Annotated in this window: 13 protein-coding genes; 5 read left to right on the forward strand and 8 right to left on the reverse strand. The window is 60.5% G+C overall.

The window, feature by feature from the left end; translation table 11 throughout:
- Positions 1 to 3: 3 nt before the first annotated feature.
- The 4 genes from NZK35_RS14950 to NZK35_RS14965 form a co-directional block, all read right to left on the reverse strand.
- On the reverse strand, positions 4 to 1,041 hold the full coding sequence (locus NZK35_RS14950) for a S1C family serine protease (protein ID WP_259633341.1): 1,038 nt from the start codon (positions 1,039 to 1,041) through the stop codon (positions 4 to 6).
- Positions 1,038 to 2,936 carry a S1C family serine protease gene (locus tag NZK35_RS14955; RefSeq protein WP_259633342.1) on the reverse strand — a complete coding sequence of 633 codons (1,899 nt, stop codon included), beginning with the start codon at positions 2,934 to 2,936 and terminating at the stop codon, positions 1,038 to 1,040. Before NZK35_RS14955 ends, NZK35_RS14950 begins: the two co-directional genes overlap by 4 nt.
- A gap of 8 nt (positions 2,937 to 2,944) precedes the next feature.
- Positions 2,945 to 4,153 carry an NPCBM/NEW2 domain-containing protein gene (locus tag NZK35_RS14960; RefSeq protein WP_259633343.1) on the reverse strand — a complete coding sequence of 403 codons (1,209 nt, stop codon included), beginning with the start codon at positions 4,151 to 4,153 and terminating at the stop codon, positions 2,945 to 2,947.
- 197 nt (positions 4,154 to 4,350) lie between these two features.
- Positions 4,351 to 4,566 carry a hypothetical protein gene (locus NZK35_RS14965; RefSeq protein ID WP_259633344.1) on the reverse strand — a complete coding sequence of 72 codons (216 nt, stop codon included), beginning with the start codon at positions 4,564 to 4,566 and terminating at the stop codon, positions 4,351 to 4,353.
- 320 nt (positions 4,567 to 4,886) lie between these two features.
- On the opposite strand from NZK35_RS14965, the gene NZK35_RS14970 reads away from it, so the two are divergent.
- The 3 genes from NZK35_RS14970 to xerC all read left to right on the forward strand — a co-directional run bounded on the left by NZK35_RS14970 (position 4,887) and on the right by xerC (position 6,889).
- Positions 4,887 to 5,366, forward strand: coding sequence for a hypothetical protein (locus tag NZK35_RS14970; RefSeq protein WP_259633345.1), 480 nt, complete (start codon positions 4,887 to 4,889; stop codon positions 5,364 to 5,366).
- 358 nt (positions 5,367 to 5,724) lie between these two features.
- On the forward strand, positions 5,725 to 5,970 hold the full coding sequence (locus tag NZK35_RS14975) for a hypothetical protein (RefSeq protein ID WP_095740473.1): 246 nt from the start codon (positions 5,725 to 5,727) through the stop codon (positions 5,968 to 5,970).
- A gap of 16 nt (positions 5,971 to 5,986) precedes the next feature.
- The gene (xerC, locus tag NZK35_RS14980; RefSeq protein WP_259633346.1) at positions 5,987 to 6,889 is read left to right on the forward strand and encodes a tyrosine recombinase XerC; all 903 of its coding nucleotides are present in this window, start codon (positions 5,987 to 5,989) and stop codon (positions 6,887 to 6,889) included.
- A 175-nt stretch (positions 6,890 to 7,064) separates the two neighbouring features.
- Here the strand turns inward: xerC and NZK35_RS14985 are convergent, their stop codons facing one another.
- The 4 genes from NZK35_RS14985 to NZK35_RS15000 form a co-directional block, all read right to left on the reverse strand.
- Positions 7,065 to 10,106, reverse strand: a complete 3,042-nt coding sequence (locus NZK35_RS14985; RefSeq protein WP_259633347.1) for a M28 family peptidase — start codon at positions 10,104 to 10,106, stop codon at positions 7,065 to 7,067.
- Positions 10,107 to 10,214: 108 nt separating this feature from the next.
- Positions 10,215 to 10,607, reverse strand: a complete 393-nt coding sequence (locus tag NZK35_RS14990) for a hypothetical protein (RefSeq protein ID WP_259633348.1) — start codon at positions 10,605 to 10,607, stop codon at positions 10,215 to 10,217.
- A 180-nt stretch (positions 10,608 to 10,787) separates the two neighbouring features.
- Positions 10,788 to 13,160 (reverse strand): multiheme c-type cytochrome, encoded by a 2,373-nt coding sequence (locus NZK35_RS14995; RefSeq protein ID WP_323379640.1) that lies wholly within the window; start codon positions 13,158 to 13,160, stop codon positions 10,788 to 10,790.
- Between the two features lie 9 nt (positions 13,161 to 13,169).
- Positions 13,170 to 13,787: a hypothetical protein gene (locus NZK35_RS15000; protein WP_259633349.1), complete on the reverse strand. Its 618-nt coding sequence runs from the start codon at positions 13,785 to 13,787 to the stop codon at positions 13,170 to 13,172.
- A gap of 298 nt (positions 13,788 to 14,085) precedes the next feature.
- Here NZK35_RS15000 and NZK35_RS15005 point away from each other — a divergent pair, with 298 nt between their 5' ends.
- Positions 14,086 to 16,938, forward strand: coding sequence for a 2-oxoglutarate dehydrogenase E1 component (locus NZK35_RS15005; protein ID WP_259633350.1), 2,853 nt, complete (start codon positions 14,086 to 14,088; stop codon positions 16,936 to 16,938).
- A 372-nt stretch (positions 16,939 to 17,310) separates the two neighbouring features.
- Positions 17,311 to 18,138, forward strand: coding sequence for a sugar phosphate isomerase/epimerase family protein (locus tag NZK35_RS15010; RefSeq protein WP_259633351.1), 828 nt, complete (start codon positions 17,311 to 17,313; stop codon positions 18,136 to 18,138).
- Positions 18,139 to 18,224: the final 86 nt, after the last annotated feature.

Genomic DNA, 18,224 nt, shown 5'->3' on the forward strand with positions numbered 1-18,224 from the left:
CTCCTAAGGTTGCAAACGAATCGGCAGCACTTCGTTGCCGCGCTGGATCGTGATCGACAGGGCGTCGCGCCGATCGATCCGACGCAAAAGATCGATCAGGGTTTGTTGGTCACCGACACGCTGTCCTTCCAACAATAAGATCAAATCGTCTGGACGCAATTTTGCGTCGGCCGCCGGCGAGTCAGAGGCGACGGCATCGATGTAGGCCGGTGTGGATTCCAAAACGTTGGGCACCAGCACCAAACCCAGCGTCGTCAGGTTGTGTGACTGGTCCCGTCGCAGCACGGGGTTCTCTTCTTTGGGGACGGTCGTCGTGCGACCGGCGATGATGTCACCGAGTGCGGTTCGAAGCGCATCGATCGGCAAGGCATAGTTCAGCCAGACCCCGGTGCCGCTGTCGCGAAGCTCCTTCCCCAGCATGCCGATCAAACGGCTTTCGCCATCGACAACCGCGCCGCCGGCGGCGCCGGGGTTGTTCGCGATCAGATCCAGGATCAGCACTTTGCCGCGGTAGGGTGTCTTGAAGGTGCCGCGCCGTGCGTCCAAGTTGGTCACCGCGGCAATGGTGCCTTGCATCACACTGGCCGGTTCGTTGCCCGCGGCAATGTTGAACAGATTGCTGACGGCCAAAATGGGATCACCCCACTGAGCATCGAGTTCCTTGTCGACTTCGAAGTACGGCAGATCGGACGCGTCGACTTTTAAGACCGCTAGCTCGAGCGCCGGTTCGATGCCCACGATCGTGGATTCAAACCGGCGTCCGTCATCGAGCACCACGATCGGTTCAACGTCCAGTACATAGCTCCAGGCGGTCGCAATGTGGCCTTCCGGTGAAACCAGAAAACCGCTTTGGTAGGCCTCCAGCCCTTTGATTCCGCCGGCACCGTATACCTTGACCACACGCTTTTGGATTTCACGCACGCTGGGTGCAACGGGGGGCTGGGCCAACGCTTCGGCTGTGACCAAAAGGCAGGTGAGCAGGTAGACCAGTCGGGGCAGCAGCGCGGCGAGGGTTGGAGAGGGAAGTCGCAAGGACATCATGGCTGTGCGGTCTCCGTTTGCTTCCAGTCGCTGATCGAGACGTTCAGTGCGACGTCCGTTCCGTAACGCAATTCCAGTCCGCTGATCTTGTCGCCGTCGCGAAGGATCCAGAGTTCCGCCGGGTCGGAGTCGCGATCGGCGAACACTTCGACGCATTCGACCAAGCCGCTGTCGGGATGAGAAAGCCAACGCACCTCCATGCCCCCGTACAGGCCAATCATGCAATCGTGCAAGGGGCGTTCGCCGCCCAACGGCATCGTGCCTTGGTAGTAGGCCTCGCCGAATTTCCGCGGGCCGAGTTTCAACATGGTCCGCCAGGCATCCAGCGCGGGCAGGATCCCGGCGATCGAATCGGTGTCGACCGCATCGTACAACTCCGATCGTTTCGTCGCCTGCATCGCCGTTTCGCCGACCAGGATTGCAAACTGATCGTCGGCGACGCTGAGTTTGACCTCGGCCTCGCCGGTCTTGCCGGTGATCGTCCAGGCGGTGGATTTCGATTCCGCATCGGCGGGAAATTGATCGGCGGGAAACTGGTTCCGCAGCGAGTCGATGAAACGATCCTGCTGGACTTGATTGAAGTGATAGTTGGCATATCCCCGGCGTGGGATGATCAGGTCGGAAACCGATTTGGGGATCGCCGGCTTGGCACCGCCGTGGGGTGACGGCGGCCGCGGCCGTTTTCGATCGGGCGGTTGAGGGGCCTCGTCATCGTTTTCCTGATCGTCTTGATTTCCATCGGCGTCTTTTTCTTCCGCGTCTTTTTCCTCTTCCGGTTGGTCTGGAACCGGCGGTGGTGGCGGCAGGGCGGACGACATTTTCGCAAGCAGTTCGTCCTGGCGATGAACGCCCATCAAACGTACCGGGACGCGTTTGGTGATTCCGTCGTAGCGAAACGTGACAGGGACGCGCCATCCACTGGGCAGGGTTCCCAGCACATTTTGAACATCGTTTGCGGTCATCACGGGACGGCCATCGATTTCCAGGATTTGGGCGTTGTAACGCAGCCCGCGTCGGTACGCGTCACTGGATTCGAGGATGTTGCTGACGACGACTCCGCCATCGGGATCGGTCGTCGCGGTCGCGCCGAGCGTGGCGTGGTCGACGATGCGGCCGCTGCGCAGATAACCGAGGAAGTTTTTGGCCTGATTGATGGAAATCGCGTAACCGACTCCGACGTTGACACGCCCGCGTTTTTCGAACGAGCACCGTCCGACGATGCCCAGCAATTCGCCTTGAGCGTTGTAGATCGGGCCGCCCGAGTTTCCGGGGTTGATCGACGCATCGGTCTGCAGGCAATCGGCATATTCCAGCAGCGTGCCGGAGGGGTATTGATAACGCCCGACGCCGCTGAGGATTCCCCAGGTCACGGTGGGTTGGAGATTGGTCGCCAGCAGAAACGGATTGCCGATCACCATGCACCAGTCGCCGGCGCGGGCTCGTCGGCTGTCGGCCAGCGTGGCGTAGGGGAAATCGTCGCGTCCGAGCAGCTGGATCATCGCCAAGTCGCCGACCGGATCGAGTCCGACCAGGACGGCATCGTAGACGCGGCCGTCGCTCAACCCGCAACGCATGAACGTTCCGGCGGGGCTGGTGACGTGAAAGTTGGTCAGCGCAAAGCCGTCCGGTGAGATCAGCACGCCGCTCCCGCCGCCTCCGCCACCGGGCACAAACACACTGACGGCGCTGGGACGGGCACGATCAATCGCCGCAACACGCGCCTGTTCGACCGACTGTAGCAGCGGGTCCAACTGGATGGGGCCTGCGACAGAACCTGTATCGGTTGCAGCGTCTTGTGCCGGCGACACCGGTGCCGGGCAGAACGGTGTGATGGAAAACAGCGCCAACAACGATGCGGCGAAAAGCGCGGCGGGTGGCGGCAATCGGTCGTTCACTCGTCGGCTCACTTGATCAACCTGGGTTTCAAGAATCGGACTTGGTCTCCGACGTCACCATCGTCGCCTGCCAAGGCTTCCAGCCTCACACGGTTGGCACCCGCCACTGGTACGCGAAATCCTTTGCTGCTCGAATCGGTCAGCGACTGTTCCCATTGCACTTGGCCATCAACGACCACGCGAACGGTAACCATGCCGCCGGCGGAGACAAGTGTATCCCGCCCGACGCTTCCGGCCAGCGTTTGGAATCCCGGCTCGACGCGATACTCGACGTTTCCTCCGGCGACCATCACCAGATCATCGCCCTCGGCTGCAGGTCCGAACCAATCGGTCATCAGGTTGGTCGGCAATTTCGTTTGCAATTGGGGGGACATTCGGGTGGAGGCGGGGCTTTCACGCGCCAGCATCACTCGACCGCTGGACCAAGTGATTCGTTCGATCTGATCCAACGCAATGCGATGGCGGATCGGACCAGGCAACAGAATCTCGATCGCGTCGGTCGCGTCGCTGGGTTCCAGGCGGGCAACCAGAAACGTGGAGCCATAGATGTCGCTGATCTTGACCGCTGCTCGTGCGTCGGACGACGCAGCCGAGCGGAAAAAAACGCCCTCAAGGCGGTCTCGCGGTGCTTCGATTTTGTCTCCGTCGAGTTCGAACAGCAGGTTCTGCGGATCCAAGCCGACCACCACACCTTCGATCGGATCGAGCTGGTCGTTGCCGCGTCGAATCACCATCAAATCACTACGCTGCTCTTTGTCCTCCAAGCCGAACCATTGTGGATCGGTAGCCGGTCCGCCCTGACGAAAGCGAATCGATCGAACCTGGTTGATCGGAACATTGATTGCGGATTGACGCCTCGGTTCAATTTTGACCGTCGTGTCATCCACCGAAGCGTCTTGCGCGAAGATGGACGATCCGTTCGTCAGCGTGACGTTGATCGTCGGGCCGGCCGACGTCTCCTGCGGCACAGCCAGTTTCAGCGTGACGACCTGGTCGGCGGGTAGCTCTCGCAGCGACGATCCGTCATTGAGTTGAAGTGACGAAGCGGTCGTCCCGGCCCATTGGCCGCTGACGATTTCACCCGAGCTCAATTCGATCTGCACCTCCGTCGCCTGAACAGGGGATGCAAAGGCCGGAACCAGCAAGGCGGCGCCGAAGACTGCAGTGCCGACGACTGCGGCACACGAGATCGAGGGCAACCACGGAAAAAGTTTCATAGAGTGCGGGTCGATAGGGAGCGTTGAAAAAGTGCTTCAGTGGCGGCGAGCCACGACCAACACAGTTTATCACAACATCCCGTCAAACGGATCGCCCGAATCGTGTCGAAGGCGGAGCCAGGCGTTGGTATCCCCCGATGCGTCTCAAGAAGACCTGTCGGGGGCACCGGCTACCGCGATCTTTTCCTGCTCGTCCGCTACGGCGTTTCGCCGACGGGGGTTTCGCTGGCGGCGGTTGTGTTTCCCGTCATGTTGCTGGTGGTGTTGCTGCCGCTGGTATTGCTGCTCACCGTCACGGCCGGTTCGGAGCTGTCGGCAGCCGGCGCCGGGGGTTTCGGAGGTTGGCAGCCGAGTGAAAAAGTCATCAGTGCTGCTGCGGCGGAACCGGCGAGGATTCGTGTCACGTTTTTCATTGGATTCTCCAAAATCAGGATGAGGGGGGCGGGACCCTGCAATCAGTGCTGCGTGGGGCGACGGCAGGGTGGAGCGGGATGAATTGCTTGTGCCGGTTCATTCTTTGCAGACTGGCGGCAAATGACCATCCCCGAACGGGTGACTTTTCGGTTGGATCGGGCCAATGGCAGCAAAATAACCATCGATGACCCGATAACCGGCACGAAGAGACCGTTTGACACGGTTTTTGGCCTCACGTTTTTGGCCACGCTCATCCCCCCGGACGCATGGTGCCGATTCCAATCCCACCCGCCCTTCCAACTTTACCCCGGGGAATCCCATGAAATCCAACCTCAAAAACGGGCTGCTCGGTATCGTCTGGGCCGCCATGGCATCCATCCTGCCGGCCGGCTCGGCCCTCGCCCAGTTTCCGTTTCCCGAAGTCGCTGCTCCCGAAGTCGCTGCTCCCGGAGTCGCTGCTCCCGGAGTTGCGGCACCCGAAATCGTCCGTCCCCAACCCGCTGCGCCGGAACGCGTCGCCCAGAAACCCGCCGCCGACGACGCCGACGTGATCGTCACGCCCCGGCTGGTCGATGTCGTGCCCAGTTCTTCCGACCAGTCCGCCGGCGAGCCGACCGCCGCCGAACTTCGCCAAGCACGCGCCCAATTCCGTTCGCAACAGCGGATGGAGCGGATGGAGCGAAACCTGTGGGCCGGCTACGAACCGCTGCGTCCCAATTGGAATTCGATTCCGATGATGAGTGGCCGCTACCCGTATCGCCAGACGGTCGTCGTACCGTTGTACGTTTACCCTCGGTAGAAAGTCCTGCCCTCGGTAGGAATGCTGCCGTTGATCTCAAGACCCGATGCCTGTGAGCTGCGATCGACTCGTGCTCGCAGGCAGTGTTGTTTTCTCCCTCGTGTTGGATTGGGGCGTCCCCCGTCGATTCGAGTTGAACGATTGTGACGTCTCGGGCGTTTCGGGGATCACTGGCTTTGGTAGGGACCGCAACGCGACAAAACGGCACTTGCATCACGATCGCAGCCAACGCCGCTCAGTACCGCCCCGCCCTGTGCCGATAGCTCTCCCTGGGACGAACGGTCGAGTTCATCACTCGACCGCCCGCCGCCCCGAAACGCATCCGTGACTTCCGCTCAATTGCAGGCATCCCACGCAGATGGACAAAGAGATAAACGTGCTGGCATTGGTCAAAGGCGAAGAGAAATTCATCTTCATGTTCGACGATGCCAATCGCGACCAAACGCTGCGTCAGCTCGCACGGTTTGCCGCCAATCCCGAATTGGATTTCTCGTGGTACGACGCGGCGATGTTGAGTCGCAAGATCCGCGACGCGGTACCCGTCGAAGACGACCTGTTGATCGACAACGAACTCGACAACCTTTCGGTCGAAGACTTTAGCTAGAGCACGAGGAGCTCGCATGCACTCAGCGATCGCCCAGTTCCTGCGTTACCTGGTGACCGAACGCAACGCGTCGGAGTTGACGATCAAATCCTATCGCGAGGATCTGTTCAGCTTTGTCGAGTGGCTGGAAACGACGCGCGGCAAGGTGCCGCATCCCGATTCGCTCTCGCCGCAGGAACTGAGATCGTTTCAAGCGGCGCTCCAGCAAGCCGACTACGCCCGTTCGAGCATCGCTCGCAAACTGGCGGCGCTGCGCAGTTTTTACAAGTTCGCGATGCGTGAAGGTCTGGCAACGAGCAATCCGGCCAAGCCGCTGCGCAACCCGCGTCGGCAACGCAAGCTGCCGCACGTGTTGACCGACGACGAGGTGGGGCGTTTGTTGCTCGCCCCGCCGGCAGACGAGGTTGCCGGACTGCGCGACCGCGCGATCTTGGAAACGATGTACTCGGCGGGATTGCGGGTTAGCGAGCTGGTCGGGCTTCAAGACGGTGACATCGACACGCACGAACAAATCGTTCGCGTCCGCGGGAAGGGCCGCAAGGAACGGATTTGCCCGCTCGGTTCGTTCGCCATCAAGGCGATCGAAGCCTACGCCAAACGCCGCCAACGCAGCGACAAAAGTCAGGCGTTGGGGCGCAAGGCGCCGGTGTTTGTCAATCGCTTCGGCAATCTCCTGACCGCGCGAAGTGTCGGCCGGATGCTAGAAAAACACCTGGCCGTCGCCGAACTCGATTCGCGAACCAGTCCCCATACCTTGCGCCATTCGTTTGCGACGCATCTGTTGGACCGCGGCGCGGATATCCGCAGCGTTCAAGAGTTGCTCGGTCACAAGAGCTTGGCGACCACGCAAATCTACACGCATGTCAGCGCCGCCAGTTTGCGCGCGGTCTACGAACGGGCCCACCCGCGAGCCAACTGACGAACTCAAACGGTGCCAGCTACCCAAGCACCGCTTGCCCACCGAAGAGGCCTGACCCGTTTTTCTCAAGTTGCAACCGTTGGTGTCTAGCCTTGAGGCGATTCCCGGTCGCTGCTCTGCAGCGACAGTGGGCGGCTANNTAAAGCCTGCACACCAACGTGCGGCTGACGCTTTTTCAATCGCGTGAGCTGGGGGTGATCTTCAGCGGTACCTCTTTGTCGCCCCGCCGGACGGTGATGCCGACTTCTTCGCCGATCTTCAGGGCTTCGATGGCGTAGGTGTAATCGTAAATGTCTTCGATCTTTTTGCCGGCGAGTTCGATGATCACGTCGCCGCCCTGGACGCCCGCTTTGGCCGCCGGACCCTCACCGGCGACTCCGCTCAGTTTCAGCCCCTTGATCTTTCCCGCCGCATAATCGGGCACCGTTCCCAGGTAGGCGGTCAGTCGTGCGCGGGGGACTTCGTCTTGCTGCTTTTCGCCTTCGTCGAGTTTGAATTCGGGAACATCGGCGTCGGTCAACATGCCGCGGGCGATCAACGCGAACAGCCGAGCCGTGCTGGCTGCGCCTTCATAGTTCAATTTTTCTTTGGTGTCCCGCGGCGTGTGGTAGTCTTCGTGGGCGCCGGTGAACGCCGACAAGATGGGAACGTCGCGGGCGACAAAGGCCGAGGCGTCGGTCGGCAATCGCGTGCTGGTTTTGTCCAGCGTCAGCGACAGCCCCACCGGCACGTTGCGACGATTGACCAGGGATTCAAACTTGGGCGACGAACCGATCCCCTGGACGACCAGCTTCTCACGCAGTCGTCCCACCATGTCCAGATTCAGGTACGCGGCGATCGCGGAGGTCAGCGGTGCGGCGTTGGTGGTCATGCCGTGAGCCCGCGCGGCACGTTCCGCCTCTTCATCGATTTCGGCTTTGGGGGCGTCGGGATAAAGCGTCTCGAACGATTCAATGAAGGCTTGGGACCCGAACAGTCCCAGTTCTTCGCCGCTCCAACCGGCGATCACCAGGTCCCGATTGGCATTCAGCCGTCCGGCCCGTTTTTCGTCCGCCAGGTATTGTGCGATCTCCAGCATCGCCGCGACTCCCGACGCGTTGTCATCGGCCCCTTGATGGATCAGATCGCGTTCGTCGTCCTTGGCCAGCGAGTTGCTGCCGGAACCACGTCCCAAGTGATCGACGTGTGCGCCGACCATCACAAACGGGTAACTGGGGGCGGTGCTTTCGCCGGCGGGCAGACGGGCGATCACGTTTCGTCCGGTCCCCGTCTTGCGTTCGATTTCGATCGTCGTTCCGACCTTCGCTCCTTCCAGGATGTAGCCCATCGCCAGCGATCCGTCGTCGAGTTGGGTTTGCTGTTCTTTGAGGTCGCCGTCGGACTCCGAGAACAGTTTGCCCGCCATGGCATTGGTGATCGAGATCGCGGCGATGCTGACACCGGCCGAGGCGGTGGAGTCAAAGCGGATCAACTCGTTCTGAACCTTGCTGGTCGGGCCGGCGACGAAGATGATGCCTTTGGCGCCGAGATCGCGGGCGAAGGTCGCTTTGCGGCGCGGCGAGCTGAAACGCGCCAGCTGCTGTCGCCGTTCGGGGGTGATGTCCTGGGGCAAATCTCGAAACACCATCACCCATCGATTGGCCACGTTCAGGTGGACGTAGCTGTCGTATTCCGGCGAGTCTTCGCTAGCCGGGACACGCATGCCGTAGCCCGCAAAGACGACCTCGGTGGGCTCGATTTGGCCGTCGGCTGAGAAGGAGAGCGGACGCCAATCTTCGTTCAAGGTTCCTGTCTGGTCTCCGATCGTGAGCGTGTTGTTGTCGGTCAGTGAGCAACCCGCCGGGAACTGGAACTCATCAAAGAACGTGCCCGATTCGCCGGCCGGCACGAACCCAAGACTCTCCAAGTAAGCGGCGACGTAAGCGGTCGCCCGTCGCTCGCCTTCGGTCCCCGTCAACCGGCCTTCCAGTTCCGGACGCGTCAAATAATCGACGTGGCGGGCGATGTCGGCGGGCGTGAATTGAGGCGATGATTCTTCGGCGGCGTCGAGTGCCGCTTGTCGGTCCGCGTCGTCCTGGTCGGTCAATCCCAGGCGTTTGCGGACCTCGGCATCGTTCCAGTTGCCGAGGAAGATTTGTGAACGTTTTTCGGCCGTCCGGTTGCTGGTCCACGCGATGCGATCGCCGCCGGGCAAGAAGACGGGCAGACCATCGAATCCATCGGTGAAGGTCACCCGCACGGGTTGCCCCTGGCCATCGGCGCGGACGCAGTAAAGTTCAAAGTTGCCGAAGCCGTGTCGGTTGGTGGTGAAGATCAGGTAATCGCCGCTGGGATGGTAAAATGGAGCCCAACTCATCGCGCCGATGTTGGTCAAGCGGCGGACGTCGGTGCCGTCGGTGGCCATCGTGTAGATTTCCGCCGTCGTCCCGTCTTCGGAAAATCGTCGCCAGCAGATGCGGGCTCCGTCGGGCGAAAAGAACGGCCCGCCGTCATAGCCGTTGACATCGGTCAACTGCCGGACGTTCGATCCGTCGGCGTTCATGATGTACAAGTCGATGAAGTACGACTTGTCGGTCTTCAGCAACTCGGTCTCGCGTGGCGACAGCGGCTCGGAGTAAGCCGCCCGGTTGGACGCGAATACGATCTGGGTTCCGTCGGGGCTGTAACTGGCTTCGGCGTCATAGCCGACCGCTTCGGTCAGCCGGTTGTAGGTGCCGTCATCGAGCCGCTCGTAGATTTCAAACTCGGGGTCGTAGTCCCACGAGTAGCGTGGTTGCTTGCCGGTCCGGCGAAGTTCGAGCAGTTCGTTCTGCTTTTCGACCGAGGTTTCATCGTGGTGCGTGCTGGAAAACAGCACCCGATCGCCGCTGGGGTGGATCCAGGCGCAGGTCGTTTTGCCCTGCCCCGGTGAAACCTGCTGCAGATCGCCGGTTTCAAGATCCATCAAGAAGATTTGGTAGAACGGGTTGGCCGGATCGCGTTCGCTTTGAAAGACCATCCGTTTGGCATCGCCGCTGAAGTAACCTTCGCCGGCACGCAGTCCGTCAAAGGTGATCTGTCGGGCTTCCGAGATCAGTTCCGCTTCCTTGTCCGGCGACAGATCGGTCGAGGGATCGGCGCTGGCTGGCTGGGCGCTGGCTGGCTGGGCGCTCAGTGACGGGGCGCCGAGCAGGATGGCCGAAAGCGTGATGAGAAAGAGCAGGGCTGCGTGTCGCATATGAATTCGATCGTGGTAGGTTCGATGAAGGGAGGCGTGGAGGGGAGGACGGATTGGCAGTCCGTGCCCTCGTCCATCAGATTGTATGGCAAGTGGTGCGGTGTCGTTTCAGGGGTCGACCAATCCCTGGGCCCCACGCAACTGGATCAAATCCTCGCTCCAGCGGAGAAACAATTCTCTTCGTTCGCTCGGATCTTGAAAGACCCGGACAGAGTTTGTTTTGTGGCGGATGTCATCGCGGACCAACCCATACAGGTTTTCGTAGACCGCTTCGGGATCGGGACCCTCGGTTTCGTCGGCCTGCAGTCGCGCGGTCGCTTCGAAGCGAAACACCTGGAGCCAGCCGGGGCGTTGGACGGCGATCAGACGCACATTTTTGAGTTTTGCCGAGCCGCCGTAATAGCCGTTTTGGGTCAGGTGTTTTCGGATCTCCAATTCCATTTCGCGGTCGCCGCACCAGTCATTCCATTTTTGCTGAAGCGATTTCAGGAGTGCGATCATTGTGTACTCCGGTGGGTTGACTGGATTGGTGAATGTCGGAGGGGCGGTTGAAGTTCATCTGTCGTCATTCGACCCTTCCTGCCGGAGAGGGATTTTTCACTTGCGTCGACACCCATGCTGCGAGGAGTCTTTCGCAAAATCCGCTACGCCCACTCCGAAGAACAACTTGCGGGTTAGTCACTATTGCGAGCCGTCCATCTTTTCCTTGAGCAGCCTGACCGCGGTTTGAAATTCGGGGTTGTCCGGTTCCAGGTTGGCGGCTTTTTCGAGTTGCGAAAGTGCGGCGTCAAGTTGTCCGTTCAAGTAGAGCAACAGGCCGTAGCGGTACTGGATGCCGGCGATTTGGGGGGCCAGCGCAGCGTCACGCGCCAAGAGCGGCAATTCTTGCTTGCGGAGTGTTCGAACGCGTTTGAGCAGGGGCTCTCGCTCGGATTCGGGAACGCTCGGGGCAAGCTGTTCCAGCAGGCTGGCAAGATTGGTCCTGGCACCGACGGAGCCCGGTTCGACGCGAATCGCCGTCTGATAGGCCTCGATCGCTTCGCCGTAGCGTCCCAATTGTTCGCAGATTCCGGCCCAGCCCATGTGTGCTCCGGCGCGGTCCGATGCGACCATGAACTCCTCGTGGACTTCGTTCAAGACGGACTCCAGTTGAGTTCGTTCGGACGGCGAGAGCTGGCCAAACGCGGGGGAACCCAATAGCGATCGGGCGGCCGAGGTTCGCACCAGACGCGAGTCGTCACCGAGCAGCTTTATCAGCTTGCTTTTGCCGGTCGACGCATTGGCCATCGCCAACACCGACGCAGCGGCCGAACGGACCAACGGATGCTGGTCGCTTTGATCGGCCAGTTCGGCGGCGACGCGTGGCAGGGCGGCGACGCCTTGCCTGGCGAGTTCCTCCAGCAGCGTCGCTTTGGCGATCGCGGGGGCGCGTTCGTCGTTGATCGCCAGCATTTCAATCGCTTCCCTGGCGGCGCCGGGGTCGCCGCGACGCAGGGGCACCAGTGCTTCGGCGAAGTGGGGCGGTCGCTTTCTTTGTTCGCCGTACCATTGTTCGCAAGCGTCATCACACCACTGGTCGGTCTGCCGCATCAACTCCGCCAGGGTTTCGCCGTCGCTTCCGATGGGTTGTTCGCCGTCTTGCTCGGCGGCCAATAGCCATTGCGAGTATTCCTTGGACTGGAACGTGTCGCGATGCTCGTCGGCGATCTGCGGCAGTCGATCCTTGACGTGACAGTGGCTGCAGGCGTTGGGTGTTCCCAGTTTGACCGAGAGATCCGGACGCGGGATCCGCAAGCTGTGGTCCCGCCGCGGGTCCACGTCCATGTAGGTGGTGTGGGGCATGTGACAGCTGACGCACTTGGCGCCTTCGGTGCCGGGGGCGTGATGGTGGTGGGCCGGAACATCGTATTTGCCCGCGGCGTGCTGATGGCAATTGGTGCACGTCTCGTTGCCGGGGAATTTTAATTTCAGCGAGTGGGGATCGTGGCAATCGGTGCAACGGATGTCTTTGTGGTACATCTTGCTTTGGATGAACGATCCGTAGACGTAGACTTCGTCTTTGATCTGCCCGTCACCGTGGTACGTCGTCTCGCCGAGTGTTTCCAAGCGATAGTGGTCAAAGTAATCGGGGCCGGCGGTGAACCGTTCATTCATCACGCCGCGGCGGCTGTGGCACGGCGCACAGGTCTGCAACTGGGGCTCGGGATCGGGCCCTTTCAATTTGGCTAATCCATATCCGTGGCGTCGATCCCAGAACAGCGATTTCTTGTTGGCCAGTTCGATGTGCAGGGACGCCGGGCCATGACAGGCTTCACAACTGACGTCGATCTCCGAAAACGTGGTGTGGTAGGTGACCGAGTCGGGGTCGAAGTTGCGTTTCAGGTTGGTGGAGTGACAATCGGCACACATCGTTTGCCAACGCTGCGCGATACCGGTCCAGTGCAGCGGGTCGTCGGCGGCCAGTTTGTCCGCGACGTCCGGCGGGCGGAGGTAGAACCACTGGTGGTCGCGTGAGTCCCAACTGATGCGGAGGACTTGCAGGCGAGCGACGTCACAGGATTCCATCTCTTCGCTGCGGTCAAATTCGACCATGTACTGTTGCAGCGGGTAGACGCCGAAAACGTATTTGACTTCGAAGTCCTGCATCGTGCCGTCTTCGCCTTCGGTGTGAACCATAAAGCGTTTACCGTCGCGAAACAGTCGATTGACCAATCCGTCGTGCTCGAAGGTGACATCATTAAAATCGCCGAGCACGGTTTCATCGGTCGCCAAATCCATGGCTTTGTCGTGGTCCGACCCGGTGAAATCCTCGGTTTGTTGTCGGTGGCATTCGATGCAGGCGTCGCGTCCGACGTAGCTGCGAACGATGCCTTCGGGTTCGGCCGACCAGTAATCGGCCAGCACGCCACCGGCGATCAGTACCCCCAGGACAAGGACGGGAATCGACCAACGCCGTAACAAACCGCGGGGAGGCTCGACGTTGGGGGCGGCGTCCGATTTCGTTGGCGCAGCCGGTGGGGGGAGTTTCGATGGTGGACGTCGGCGGTCGGACAAGGTGTGCGGCTAGGGGGTGAGTCGAGGAGGGTGGCGTAGGCTGTCGTGGAATGTGGGCGGCGGATCGCCGGGCAGTCTGCCGGATGTCCGTGCCCGCTGATCCGATTGGGGCTGGTGGGGGCGATGGGAACCGGTCGGATCTTGCAGCAAGCGAACCGCTTCCTGGTGCATCTGATTCACCAAGTACGTCTGATTTTCACTCTTGGGTTCGATTTTGTCGAGCAAGCGAGCCGATTTCAAAAGCATTTCGGCGGCCCGCCGTCTGTGGCGGACGGATTGTGTTCCCGGCGAGTTGGGTGGCGGCGTGAGCGAGGGCATCTCCGGAGCGGCGAATTTTGGATCGAGGGAGGACCCGTCCAGGACACTGCCCGTGGTCCGCAGCAGTTCCTGCAAGTCATCGGGTAACAGGGGGGCAGCGTCGCGATCGCCTTGCAGCGCCCGTGAAAGTGCCTCGCGGGCGGCCGGGTTATCCTGGGGTTGTGAGGCGGTCGGCAAGGGGACATCGGGCAACGGCAGGATGCGTTGGGGTGGTTCGGCGGCAAGTGGTCCGGCGGGCAGACCGAGGTGCAGCAGGAAGCCGCCCAGGGCGAAGAACCAGAGAGCGGGCCGCGCTAGCAACGTGATCATCGTCAAATCCGTTTGTGGTGAGGGGGCGTCCGGGCCGGCAGGATAGCTTCTGATGCGGTTGCGGGCCAACAACAATTCGGCTCCGAGGAAGCCCCCGATGTGACGAATGTTTTTTTGAAAATCGTTCTGGCTTTGGCGGAGCGAGGGTGGCGGTTGATCGTCCAAAATCTAGACTGTGTTGAGGACGATGGCGGAATCTTGGCGACGGTTCAGCAATGCGATGAACTCGCTTCGGTCGCCCGTCAATAAACGCTTGAACGCTTCCAACAGACCAGGCCCGTGATCGGCATCGGTTGATATGAATAGCTTTAGCTTGGACTACATCGACGATTTGTACGTCCAGTATATTCAGGATCCTGAGAGTGTCTCGGAGACCTGGCGGCAGTATTTTGAGCAGTTCTTGGTGAGCTCTCCCGCAACGGCCAGGAAACGCAACGCCGGCGTTTCACAAGGCCGCCGCGTGTCCGTGTCGAATTCCGCTGCCGCCGGAACGTCCGCCGGCAAGCCCGGCGGAAACGGTTCCGCTTTGGCCGTCGCAGAACGCAGGGGATCGACCGGTGATGAAGCGACCGATCAGGCGCTTTGGATGTCGCGGATGCAAGACCGCGTCAACCAGTTGGTCCGCGAGTATCGCGTCCGCGGACACCTCAAGGCGCAACTCGATCCGTTGGGCATCGACCGTGGCGACCGGCCCGAGTTGAGCCCCCAGCGGTATGGACTCAGCGAAACCGACATGCAACGCCGCTTGGATTCGTCCGCGGTCGAGCACGTCAAGGGTGATACGCTTGACGTCATTTTGACGAAGCTTCGCAACACCTACTGTCGGTCCATCGGCGCGCAGTTCATGCACATCGACGATCGCAACATTCGCGATTGGTTGCAGCAGCGGATGGAGAGCACCGAGAATCGGTTGGACCTGCCGCACGAGACACAACGGCGGATCTACGCGCGGCTGGCCGACGCCTCGATCTTCGAAGAGTTTGTGCGACGTAAGTTTGTCGGCGCGAAAACCTTTTCGCTCGAAGGTGCCGAAACCCTGATTCCGCTGATCGACTTGGCGTTGGAGAAGGCGGGCGAGCATGGGGTGCAGGAAGTCGTCATGGGGATGGCCCACCGCGGCCGTTTGAACGTGATGGCCAACATCCTCAAGAAACGCGCCATGAACATCTTCTGGTCCTTCGATGATCCCAATCCGGAACTCAGCCGCGGCGGCGGCGATGTCCGCTACCACTTGGGATACAGCAGCGACTGGAAAACCGCGCGGGGGGATCATCTCCACATCTCCTTGTGCTTCAACCCCAGCCACCTGGAATATGTCAACACGGTCGCGATGGGACGCACGCGTTGCAAGCAGGATCACCGGGGGGATACCGACCGGCGTCAGGTGATGAACGTGCTGGTCCACGGCGATGCCGCGTTCGCCGGCGAAGGGGTTGTGCAAGAAACGTTGAACCTGAGCCAGTTAGACGGCTACCGGGTCGGCGGCACGCTGCACATCATCATCAATAATCAGGTCGGGTTCACGACCGAGCCGGAGCAAGGCCGCAGCACCACCTACGCGACCGACGTCGCGAAGATGCTGCAAATCCCGATCTTTCACGTCAACGGCGAAGATCCCGAGGCGGTCGCCCAAGTCGTCGCCTTGGCGATGGATTTTCGCAACGAGTTCCAACGCGACGTCGTCATCGATCTGTACGCGTTTCGTCGCTGGGGACACAACGAAGGCGACGAGCCGCGGTTCACGCAGCCTCGCATGTATGCCGAAATCGATCGTCGCGCCGGTGTCCGCGAACAGTACCTCAATCGATTGAAGGCACTCGGGAAAATCTCCGAAGAAGAAGCCGAGGAAATTCAGAAGGAACGAACCGAGAAGTTGGAGTCGGAATTCGACGCCAGCAAAAATCACCAATTCGTCCCCGACACGCAAACGCTTGCCGCCGGTTGGAGTGATTACTTCGGTGGCCCCGAGCCGGTCGAGCCGACCGACACCAGCTTCGATGAAACCCTGCTGGGCGAACTGGTCGATGCGGCGACGCGTTTGCCCGAAGGATTCGCACAACACAAAAAACTGAAGCGGTTGATCGCCAATCGTCGCGGGATGGCGACCGGTGAAAAGCCGTTCGATTGGGCGACCGCCGAACTGGCCGCCTTCGCCACGCTGCTCGCTCGCGGGCACGCGATCCGGTTGACCGGCCAAGATTGCCAACGCGGAACGTTCAGCCAGCGGCATGCCGTTCAGCACGACGTCAAGACCGGCGCGACCTACATGCCGCTGGAGCACTTGGCCACCAATCAGGCACGCGTCGAATTGCACAATAGTCCGCTCAGCGAAGCCGGTGTGCTGGGATTCGAGTGGGGATATTCGCTCGACGCGCCCGACAGCTTGGTGTTGTGGGAAGCCCAGTTCGGTGACTTTTGGAACTGTGCACAGGTCATCGTCGATCAGTTCATCGCCAGTGCCGAAGACAAATGGAATCGACTGAGCGGTCTGGTGATGTTGTTGCCGCACGGATTCGAGGGGCAAGGCCCCGAGCACTGCAGCGCCCGGGTGGAACGGTTCTTGGCCATGACCGCCGAACACAACATCCAGGTCTGCCAGCCGACCACGCCGGCGCAATACTTTCACCTGCTGCGTCGTCAAGTGATTCGCAAGTGGCGAAAACCCCTGATCGTGCTGACGCCCAAGAGCCTGCTGCGGCACCCCGAAGTGGTCAGCGATCGCAAGGAGCTCGCCGAAGGAGCGTTTGAGCGAATCTTGATCGACAAGGATGTGGATCTGTCGAAGGTCCGCCGTGTCATGCTGTGCACGGGAAAGATCTACTATGACCTGAAAAAGAGCCGACAAGAACGCGAGCTCGATGATGTGGCGCTGATTCGTCTGGAGCAACTTTATCCATTGGAAAGTGATGAACTGATCGCCGCCCTGGATGGAGTGCCTCGCAATGCAGAGATCTTCTTTGTCCAAGACGAACCGAGGAACATGGGAACCTGGCCTTATCTGAAGCTAAACTTCGGCGATGATTTCCACAGCGCCGGTTGGACGCTTGTTCCCATCACGCGCGCCGAGTCGGCCAGTCCCAGCACGGGAAGCATGGCGGCACACTTGATGGAACAGAAGGAACTGATCGAAGCCGCCTTTGCGGGACTGTAGGCGCGCCGCTTTTGTTAGCGGAACGGCGCGAGTGGTCTGTCGTTTTTGTGAGCCGCGACGCGTATGCGGCCGGGCACAGCGACGTTGCCCGAGGCCTTCCGGCCAGCGGCTCACCATTGACTCAGCAGATCCTGACTAAATCGACAGCCCGCGAGCCGTCCGGTTGAGCTTCAAAACACTGCGAAAGACCGGAGGGCTCGCGCCCTGCCGCTAAAACCGAGTGCAACACAGAACGAGTTGCAGGCGACAAAAACGTTTTGCCCAAAAGTGTTTTGCCATCAAACAGTTCGCGCATCGTTCATTTTGTGGATGCGTTACAATCCGCTACGGCGCCACGTCGACGCTCGGGGCTCCTCGATTGAATCTTTCTCCATGGCCGAAGCACGGATGAACACGCTTTCTGTTAGCCAGCTCTCAACACTGCGTTGGGACCTGGAGTCGGACGTCAACGCCTATACCCGACGCGGGTTTGGCGGCATCGGACTGTATCGTCCCAAGGTCGAAGATTATGGTGTCGAGCGAACGATCGAATTGCTCCGAGAGCATTCGATGGTGGCCACATCGCTGTCGTGGGGCGGCGGGTTCACCGGCAGCGACGGACGGCCGTTTGAAGATGCCGTTTCCGATGCGGTCGGCGCCGTGATCCAAGCCGCGCAACTGCGTGCCGGCACGCTGATCGTGTTGGCCGGCGGCAAGAACAACCACATCAAAACACATCTTCGCCGGACGCTTTGTCAAGCACTCGTGCGAGTTGCCGCAGTTGCTTCAGAGCACGGCGTCAAGTTAGCGTTGGAACCGTTTCATCCTGGATGTGGTGAAGAATGGTCGTTCGTCCATGATCTGCAATCGACGCTCGATATCATCGAACGCGTTGATAACCCGTCCCTGGGCATGGTCTTGGATACCTACCACATCGGGATGGATCGTGATGCACTGCGTTGGCTGCCCGACGTAGCTCGTCATCTTCATCTGGTTCAACTCGGTGACGGGCGGCATTGTCCCCACGGCGAGATGAATCGTTGTCTGCTCGGTGACGGGTGTGTGCCGTTGCCCGAACTGATCGAACTGCTGCACGAAAACGGATACTGTGGGTCGTGGGAAGTGGAGGTGATCGGAGAAGATGTCGAATCGATCAGCTACGACCACCTGCTCGATCACACCAAACGCTATCTCGATCACACCCTCGGTCAGTTGTGCTGAAATCGTGAGTGACCGAGGGTGAGACCTCTGAAGGTGTTAGCGGAACGGCGCGAGCCGTCCGGTTGCGCTTCAAAAACACCGTGAAA

The sequence above is a fragment of the Stieleria sedimenti genome (assembly GCF_025060895.1).
GTDB classification, from domain to species: domain Bacteria; phylum Planctomycetota; class Planctomycetia; order Pirellulales; family Pirellulaceae; genus Stieleria; species Stieleria sedimenti.

Bases quoted from the DNA above. Each gene is read 5' to 3' on its own strand.
- NZK35_RS14950 (WP_259633341.1), bottom strand. From the start codon at position 1,041: ATGATGTCCTTGCGACTTCCCTCTCCAACCCTCGCCGCGCTGCTGCCC.
- NZK35_RS14960 (WP_259633343.1), bottom strand. From the start codon at position 4,153: ATGAAACTTTTTCCGTGGTTGCCCTCGATCTCGTGTGCCGCAGTCGTC.
- NZK35_RS14965 (WP_259633344.1), bottom strand. From the start codon at position 4,566: ATGAAAAACGTGACACGAATCCTCGCCGGTTCCGCCGCAGCAGCACTG.
- NZK35_RS14970 (WP_259633345.1), top strand. From the start codon at position 4,887: ATGAAATCCAACCTCAAAAACGGGCTGCTCGGTATCGTCTGGGCCGCC.
- NZK35_RS14975 (WP_095740473.1), top strand. From the start codon at position 5,725: ATGGACAAAGAGATAAACGTGCTGGCATTGGTCAAAGGCGAAGAGAAA.
- xerC (WP_259633346.1), top strand. From the start codon at position 5,987: ATGCACTCAGCGATCGCCCAGTTCCTGCGTTACCTGGTGACCGAACGC.
- NZK35_RS14985 (WP_259633347.1), bottom strand. From the start codon at position 10,106: ATGCGACACGCAGCCCTGCTCTTTCTCATCACGCTTTCGGCCATCCTG.
- NZK35_RS14990 (WP_259633348.1), bottom strand. From the start codon at position 10,607: ATGATCGCACTCCTGAAATCGCTTCAGCAAAAATGGAATGACTGGTGC.
- NZK35_RS15000 (WP_259633349.1), bottom strand. From the start codon at position 13,787: ATGATCACGTTGCTAGCGCGGCCCGCTCTCTGGTTCTTCGCCCTGGGC.
- NZK35_RS15005 (WP_259633350.1), top strand. From the start codon at position 14,086: ATGAATAGCTTTAGCTTGGACTACATCGACGATTTGTACGTCCAGTAT.
- NZK35_RS15010 (WP_259633351.1), top strand. From the start codon at position 17,311: ATGGCCGAAGCACGGATGAACACGCTTTCTGTTAGCCAGCTCTCAACA.